We start from the raw sequence: 7,744 nt of genomic DNA, 5'->3' as shown, positions 1-7,744 counted from the left end.
GGCAACGATGTAGTCGATTCACCCATCACCATTACACGCCCGGGAAAAAAAAGGGGAGTTAACGACCGAGTTTTGACCACCAACACACCACAAAAGTTCACTCCACACCAACAAGATTTGTCGTATAGGCCAGGATTTCTCCCTTAATGGTGGCCTGGCTGGTACCCTCTAGATTTGCTTTAGGATATCACTGATTGCTGAAAAAGTGAAGTCTTCGATCTTTGTCGATAACGACAACCTTTTTCACGCGCTCGTGTAATCTAAGTCGCTTTTCTACCTCACCTACAGCGAACGAGTCTTCAAGCCCGCAGCGGAACAAGTCGATCACCAAATGCTCGCTTTGCGACTCATCCCCGCTTACACGGGGAACACCTGTAGGGCACCTTCCAATTTGCCCGAGAGTCGCCCGGCGCGTCGCCTTTTTAGAACGGGTGGACTCATCCCCGCTTACACGGGAAACACCGGTCTTTTGACGCAGCTTCTTCTGAGCTTTTTCCAAGTCACGAAATTCGGGAGCCCAATACGGATCGTATTTGGCTTCCTGACGCAGGCGACGCATCAGTTCCGTTGGTATGGCGATGCTGCTGTTGATGAGTGGGAGCATCAGTCCGACTATTGCCTCTTCTTGATCGTTGTTGTATCCCTGATCGCTCATCGCTACGTTGTTATCTGGGTCAGGAACCTGGATAGCGTACACACGCAGATCGTCGTACAGCTGCCGATATTCTTCATCAGTAAGTTCGCTACATTCGAACACCATGCTCACCTCCTACGGTAGTCCCTTGTGCGCTGTCTTAATCTCAAACATTCCGTTCTTAACACCGACGTACACTGTTACTATTTCGCCTTTAATAGTAGCCGAGAAAGGACCAAGAGACTCCCCATCCCAGTGGTTTTCGAGGACTTCCCGTATAGCGTTAGTGATGTCACGTTGCGTCCACGACTGCGAAAATTCGCTACGCGGCCTGCTGTCCTTGACCTTCCACCCGTGACCATACATGTGTCCGCCGCCGCCTTTCGGATTCCCACCATAGAGGATGTGCTCAAGCGGACTCATCCCCACTTACGCGGGGAACACTGTATATGTGTGTGCCAGCCGTGTGCTTTCATGTGCGTGTCAAGTTCGGCTATGGCGCTTGTAAACGTGTTTGTGTTGGTGTTTGCTGCGGCAAATAGGTCAATGTCTTGGGTTGGCCGGTGGATGAGTCCATGTTCCCTTGCGGCTAGTGAGCCTGCTAGAGCAAATGAGTATTGTGAGAGGTAAGTGAGTAAGAGTCGCGCGAGTTCGCGTTGCGCGTGGGTGTTATTCATGGTGTGTGAGTTCGGGGAAGTGTGTTTCCCAGAGGTGTTTTACTCTGGGGCTGGGGTGTTAGTTCGGGCCAGAGGCGGCGTAGGTGTGTGGTGTTGATGAAGGCGCATATGTCTTGTCTTGTGCCGCGTTCAAGAATATTTTTGTATGCTTCTATGCGCTGTGAATCACTGTTAATTGGGAAGCGCCGGTTAGGTGCCCAAAACACGGTGATCGGCAGATCAAGCCACCCGTTTTCAGGTCCGCGTAAGTCCTCTAGGCGCTGTGGCACAGCCAGTGGAATAGTATCTGCAAAAAAATACGCGGCGTTTCTTTTGAACAAGATTCTTGTCCCATGCGTGCTTCCTTTCTGCCTGTGTCTTTATAGTGTGGGTCCGCGTCTGGGGCCTTGGCCGGGTAGGAGGCTGATTGGCGGCTGCGTGATGTTCGGCGCATCCTCGCCCGCGCCTGGCGTGAGGGCTATTGGCTCCAAGGTAGCGTACAGGCTTTTGATCCTGTCTAGCTTATCCGCGCTTTGCGGCGTAGCAGGAGTGCGGATTGTCTTACTGCTGGTGTCCTCACTGGTAGGGCCTGTGTGCGGGGTTTGCTGGCGCGGCGTGTTCTGCTCACACAGAGAGGCTCATCCTCACTTACGCGGGGAACACGGAATAGCAGCGATCATTGCGACGCTTGCCAAACTTGTTCAAGCAATAGCTGAGCTGGTAGGCGAGATTAAAAAGCCGAAAGATCGCAAGTAAAAAGCTGGCGGTCCGGAGATGAACAAACCAACTCCGGGCCACCGGCCCTACCGGTATTCCATCACACAATATGAAAAATCGCAACGAAATTAACCTGTTCGCCTATATCCTCATAGCCGCTCTCGTATGGACTGGTTATAACATGTACGCACTGGTAGCGCTTGGGATACTCGCTCTTGCCGCACGGCTCATCCCCGCTTACGCGGGGAACACACCTACGCGCGCGCGAAACAAAAACTTTGATGCGGCTCATCCCCGCTTACGCGGGGAACACACTGGTTTTTGAGTAGCCAATCGACCCATAGGCGGCTCATCCCCGCTTACGCGGGGAACACGATTTGCACGGGGCCTAGTTCTGGGTGTTGTGCGGCTCATCCCCGCTTACGCGGGGAACACCTGTTTGTGCCTTACACCATACTGTGTTATCAGGGCTCATCCCCGCTTACGCGGGGAACACTCGATGGCCCGCACTCGCACATAGTAGTTTTTGGGCTCATCCCCGCTTACGCGGGGAACACACTATGCCAAACAGCGATGCAGTATGACAAGACGGCTCATCCCCGCTTACGCGGGGAACACGGTCGCAACTTCTTCGCCTTAGCCATGCACATAGGCTCATCCCCGCTTACGCGGGGAACACCAAAAGACCCACTACCTTTGAAATGGCACTCACGGCTCATCCCCGCTTACGCGGGGAACACACCATCAACCATACTTATATTCCCTGCTTAAACGGCTCATCCCCGCTTACGCGGGGAACACGCCTTATGGTGTTGCGCGGATTGTGTTGCACCAGGCTCATCCCCGCTTACGCGGGGAACACTTTCAAGGACTTTTTCAAACCGTTTCCGATGCCGGCTCATCCCCGCTTACGCGGGGAACACGCCTTTTTCGCCGGGTGAAAGAGACAGAATTTGGGCTCATCCCCGCTTACGCGGGGAACACCGGCGTGTCGCAGGGGCAGATTTCTCGTATCTAGGCTCATCCCCGCTTACGCGGGGAACACGTTGAGAGGTATTCGCGGTATGTGCCCATGCTCGGCTCATCCCCGCTTACGCGGGGAACACATCATGGTTCGTATGTTCGGTATGACGAGTATGGGCTCATCCCCGCTTACGCGGGGAACACCGTTCGCTGATGAGTTTGATGATCCGTCGACTAGGCTCATCCCTGCTTACGCGGGGAACACGCAAGTTCACATTCCATTAGGGCGTAGGCTATCGGCTCATCCCCGCTTACGCGGGGAACACTGTCGATTAAGTGTTACCTGATTTACGTCAGCCGGCTCATCCCCGCTTACGCGGGGAACACGTTTCATACTGGCCGGTGGGTTGTCACGACCTAGGCTCATCCCCGCTTACGCGGGGAACACGATCAGTTTTGTTGGACTGATGGTGTTGCTGCGGGCTCATCCCCGCTTACGCGGGGAACACGCGAGAAAATCAACAGAAATACCCCGTTTCTTAGGCTCATCCCCGCTTACGCGGGGAACACCACAACTTGAAGAAGACGAAGAACTCCCAGACAGGCTCATCCCCGCTTACGCGGGGAACACATATTCAAACCTTTCAACAAAACCTCAACCCCCGGCTCATCCCCGCTTACGCGGGGAACACGCCCCGTCCAGATACCCAACCAACCACGGCACAGGCTCATCCCCGCTTACGCGGGGAACACTCTTAAGAAGTCCTTATTTTATCATCTTTTATTCAACAAAAAATACTATTTTCGTGCGACTTTCATTTCTCTGCGCTAATTACAAAGTTACTTTCGCACCTTATTCTAAATTTTTAGATTCACCGGTATTTCAACGGCGTATAGCTCGCCTATATACCCTAGCTTTGCTCCAACCAGTACGTGCACGCTGATAATCTTCACGCGCATTTGGACGCTTCATCAAAGTCAATCCATCCATATCAACCGGTTCCCATGAATGCAGGTGCACACGGTAGTCATAGCCTTGCTCATTCGGCGCATTGAATATCATTAACGCCCTACCGTCTTTACAAAGTCCTACGGTTCTTTCCCATAAGGAATCACGTACACGTGCGCTTACATTTCCTACAAATACTCCTGGACTAATTTCTAGAAGCCATTTCGTTAAATCTCCACGCAATCCAGCTGGACACGCTGTCACCACTAAAGTAATCATGTGAGCACTACTTCTTCCGCATAATTTCGACCCGCACTGGTGTATCCATATTCGGACCATAATGTAAGGTCTGCGAGCGTAAACTCTGTATCTATTTCAGTGTCAAAAAGAACAGCAATATCTTTAACTATGCGGTGGAGTAGTTTGAATTTATGCGCCTTGTCACGAAACAATCTGCGACTGTTTCCTTCAACGTCGCTTTCTCCGTACGCAACTGCGTCGAATGCTAAAGGTATGGATATATCTGCTTTGTAAAGGTCTGCAATATCGTAAACAAAAGCTCGATCTTTACCGTTGTGTACAAATCCAAGACTAGGAACACAACCCAGGCTCACTATAACTGCATGCACTACACCATAAAGACATGCATGCGTTGAAGTCAGCGCTTGATTAATTGGATCACTTCCTGCGTAATTATCGACGTCATAGACTCGCCCTTCCCAAGGAACACCCGTACGTTCCGAGTTCTCCTTGTAGATTCGTTTCATACGCGCGCCTTCGCGCCCACGAAGCTGATGCATAGTCAATGTGCTCACATCTTCACCAGCAAAACGTAGACGATACATAGATCGTGCCACTGCTAGCCGTGTTCGTTGATTGCTTACAAGATGAGCTTGGATTTCCGCCATGCGCGATGATTGGGATAAGGAACGTCCATGAGCATAGTAACGAATCCCTTTCTCTCCGCACCACACTATCGTGACACCGCAGTCACCAAGCACACGCATTGCTGCATGAGTAATACGTGTGCCGGGGCCGAGCATGAGTGCTGCTAATTTTGCAGCTGGCACATGCACTATTCCTTCACTATCTTGAAAGGTGATGGCATTGTTTTCCCTGTGTACCGTGCAGCATTCCGCGTAAAGGAATGAAAAACGATCACTCACACGCGCAAGTTCTTGACGTTCAGGTGGCCCAATCCCATTCAGCATTCTTACGCTACTCCCTATTTTTATCGCTAGAAAATACAGGAGCCAAGGTTAAAAGACCACACCCATAGGCTTTACCTCGTCCAATTCCACTAACAAGTGCGTGACGAAAAAGATCGACATTTTCAATACGAAGGGCACCGTCAAACTGAGCTTGACGAAGCGTAATTTGTTCTTTCCCAAGTCGATTTTTATTGTAATGGTCAAAAATTCGATCTCCGCGTTCTGTCACCGCTACCGTAGGTATGCCTTCCTTCACCTGTTGAAGATCTTGGATTTCATCATTTGTCCCAAAGTTAGGAATGAGAAACCCATGTCTTTTTCCTTGTGCGCAGAGCCATGCTATTTGTTGGGTAACAGTTACATGTGGAAGAACTTTCCCCCTCTGCCCTTGCACAGCAGAAGCTACGCGATGCGCTGGATTAGCACGTAAACGGAAGCGCCATTCCTGCCCTACACGCAATTTGTCTAACAAAGGTTGATAGTCGGCACTTTGTGCGGGCCGAGTTTCCCATCCTGCTTGCTCAACAAAACCACCGGTATCAGGGGTTTCAGGAGCAACGATATAGAGGATATGTCTGTGTTCCTGCGAGTCAATCCTCCATAGAACGCGTTCTCCTTTTTTACTTTCCATATCGGGCGGAAAGAAGCGCAGAACCCTAGCATGCATTGCTTGTGGGTTAAGTAAAAGTTTACGTCCTTCATATTTTCCTGGATTTATCAGGACTTGAGTAAAAGTTGTCATGATGTCACCACTGTTGAAAAGAAATCAAGTACGTCATTTCCATCAGGATTTTCCATGCGGACTGGTTTCGCTGTTACAATTTCACGCCATAAATATTTACGGTGTTCCGGATTGAAACTAACAGCAAGATCACGACGTCGATGCCGAGGTGCTGTATTTTCGTCCGCTAGAGGATCACGAAAAATCGGTAGATCTACTATGCGTGATAGTAAGCGTTTATGTCGTGTATTCGCATACCATTCGGCGTGTTCTCTTAAAGCCGTATCAATATCCTGATCGACTATGCCAATCACAAGATCAACATTGGCTGGACAAGCTCGTCGACCAAGATAGAGTGGGAATCGTGGCGATTTTAAGGCTTTTTCTAATGTTTCAAGCAGAGCACGCTCCCCACCGATAGCAACAAGGAATACAGCATTCGCAATGTAATATCGACTGATAAGTGGCAGAGGGTCTTTCGCTCCTGCTGGTGTCGCAGTTTGGAAGTCTTTCATAAGGCTCCCTGGTTGATCGACACGAACTCCAAAGTGCAACAGAGAAAGATCGTCAATACTATCTTCACGTCTGCGCCCAAGGGCCGCTGCAAGTAGTCCTACTACTCCAGATTTTGTAGGGTAAGCGTGAGAAGTACGTGTAGCAAAACGAGACTCATCTCCCCATGATTGCATGGGGCCTCTAAATAAGAGGAGCAGAGAAGATTGTGTTTCACTCACTGTTCTTCCAATTCTGCTGTAAGAATTCCTGGCAGTGTTTCAAGAAGTTCTGGGAAGGTGACTGCCTGCGCTCCTTCGTATTCTTTCCCAAGATCATCGAGAGCAACTATGAAACTCACTTTAGTTGGCATCCCGTAAGTACTTTCAATTGCTCGCGCAGCCTTGGCAAGTTCAAGTGCAGCGGCTTTACGCACACCTCGTGTTCCATCTTGTTGTTCTTGAGGAATGGCTTCTTCAAAGGCATGGACAAGTGACACCGCACGATCGTCACGTAAGGTGATGTAGACAAGATCTGGCAAGGTGTTGTTGGCAAAACTATTCAGTTTTCCAGTTGGTAGTGATTTCACGAAACTTTCAACGAAACTCACAGCGGCATGTGCCGTAGTTTTTGATTCTTGCGCGAGGTTTTCATGCAATGAGAGTAGATCAATTGTGGCGAAACGGTACAGAGTGGATGAGGCCATTTGGACCGTTCCGATCATTCCTGCTCCAACTTCATTTTCGTTTCGTTGTACTCCATCGTCAACAGCAGTAAAGTAATCGAAGTCAAGCGTTGTTTCACTTACTCCAATAGCATGTGCAACTTGCACCGAAGCATCAACATTAAAGTCCGCAGCTTCAGTTAACATACGTCCAAACATGGCAATGTCAATGCTATGGTATTGATTCAGGAGCTGCGCAATTTCCTTCTTTGAGGGTTTTTTATCCGGATGTTCAATAATGTATCGTGCTGCTTCATTTAACTGACGATTGCTCAAGAAAAGTAAGTATTTACTTTCACCGCGCTCAGTGTTCGTTTGCGTTTCTGTTTTTGAAGTTTTTTTGGAATCTTTAATCTTGATGCCGGCAGCAGTGAAAAGCTTTTTTGCGAGTTCAGCAGCACGTTGTGGATCAAAGTCAGGAGCTAATTCAATGACGCGTCGCGCAAGTAGATCAATAACTCGTTTGGAGCGTACTCCAAGGTCTTCAGCATTGAAGTGATGACGGAAATCATCACGTATAGCTTTTTTCCAGGCTTGAGATGACACACGATGGCGAATCACTCCTCCGTAGAGAGCTGTTTTTGGTGCTCCTGTATCATCACTGTTGATATTGCTGGGTGGGAGGGTTTGAAGTGCGTGAATATCTAATGTTAGTGACATGATTATTCCTTTCAATT

The 7,744-nt window shown here is 49.5% G+C and carries 7 protein-coding genes and 1 CRISPR repeat array; all 7 genes read right to left on the bottom strand.

The genetic code is table 11. From position 1 onward, the window contains the following. Positions 1-187 precede the first annotated feature (187 nt). Entirely contained in the window at positions 188-757 is a 570-nt protein-coding gene (locus tag LRP57_RS08170; RefSeq protein WP_231206194.1) for a hypothetical protein, read from the bottom strand. A 12-nt stretch (positions 758-769) separates the two neighbouring features. Next, entirely contained in the window at positions 770-1,057 is a 288-nt protein-coding gene (locus tag LRP57_RS08165; RefSeq protein WP_231206192.1) for a hypothetical protein, read from the bottom strand. Between the two features lie 1,174 nt (positions 1,058-2,231). Further along, positions 2,232-3,723: a CRISPR direct-repeat array (repeat unit 28 nt; unit sequence GGCTCATCCCCGCTTACGCGGGGAACAC). A 130-nt stretch (positions 3,724-3,853) separates the two neighbouring features. Then, positions 3,854-4,198, bottom strand: a complete 345-nt coding sequence (gene cas2e / locus LRP57_RS08160; RefSeq protein ID WP_231206190.1) for a type I-E CRISPR-associated endoribonuclease Cas2e — start codon at positions 4,196-4,198, stop codon at positions 3,854-3,856. Beyond that, the gene (gene cas1e / locus LRP57_RS08155) at positions 4,195-5,130 is read right to left on the bottom strand and encodes a type I-E CRISPR-associated endonuclease Cas1e (protein WP_231206188.1); all 936 of its coding nucleotides are present in this window, start codon (positions 5,128-5,130) and stop codon (positions 4,195-4,197) included. Before cas1e ends, cas2e begins: the two co-directional genes overlap by 4 nt. Positions 5,131-5,137: 7 nt before the next feature. Then, entirely contained in the window at positions 5,138-5,872 is a 735-nt protein-coding gene (cas6e, locus tag LRP57_RS08150; RefSeq protein ID WP_231206186.1) for a type I-E CRISPR-associated protein Cas6/Cse3/CasE, read from the bottom strand. After that, positions 5,869-6,585, bottom strand: a complete 717-nt coding sequence (gene cas5e / locus LRP57_RS08145; RefSeq protein WP_331274751.1) for a type I-E CRISPR-associated protein Cas5/CasD — start codon at positions 6,583-6,585, stop codon at positions 5,869-5,871. The genes cas6e and cas5e overlap by 4 nt, the downstream gene beginning before the upstream one ends. Beyond that, complete coding sequence (gene cas7e, locus LRP57_RS08140) at positions 6,582-7,727, bottom strand: type I-E CRISPR-associated protein Cas7/Cse4/CasC (protein ID WP_231206182.1); 1,146 nt, start codon at positions 7,725-7,727, stop codon at positions 6,582-6,584. The genes cas5e and cas7e overlap by 4 nt, the downstream gene beginning before the upstream one ends. Between the last annotated feature and the right edge of the window lie 17 nt (positions 7,728-7,744).

This window comes from Schaalia sp. lx-260 (genome assembly GCF_021083645.1).
Classification (GTDB): Bacteria; Actinomycetota; Actinomycetes; order Actinomycetales; family Actinomycetaceae; genus Pauljensenia.
This window is presented reverse-complemented; position numbering and strand designations above follow the sequence as displayed.

Excerpts from the sequence above, each read along its gene's own strand:
- cas2e (WP_231206190.1), bottom strand. The coding sequence starts at position 4,198 with ATGATTACTTTAGTGGTGACAGCGTGTCCAGCTGGATTGCGTGGAGAT.
- cas6e (WP_231206186.1), bottom strand. The coding sequence starts at position 5,872 with ATGACAACTTTTACTCAAGTCCTGATAAATCCAGGAAAATATGAAGGA.
- cas1e (WP_231206188.1), bottom strand. The coding sequence starts at position 5,130 with ATGCTGAATGGGATTGGGCCACCTGAACGTCAAGAACTTGCGCGTGTG.
- cas7e (WP_231206182.1), bottom strand. The coding sequence starts at position 7,727 with ATGTCACTAACATTAGATATTCACGCACTTCAAACCCTCCCACCCAGC.
- LRP57_RS08165 (WP_231206192.1), bottom strand. The coding sequence starts at position 1,057 with ATGAGTCCGCTTGAGCACATCCTCTATGGTGGGAATCCGAAAGGCGGC.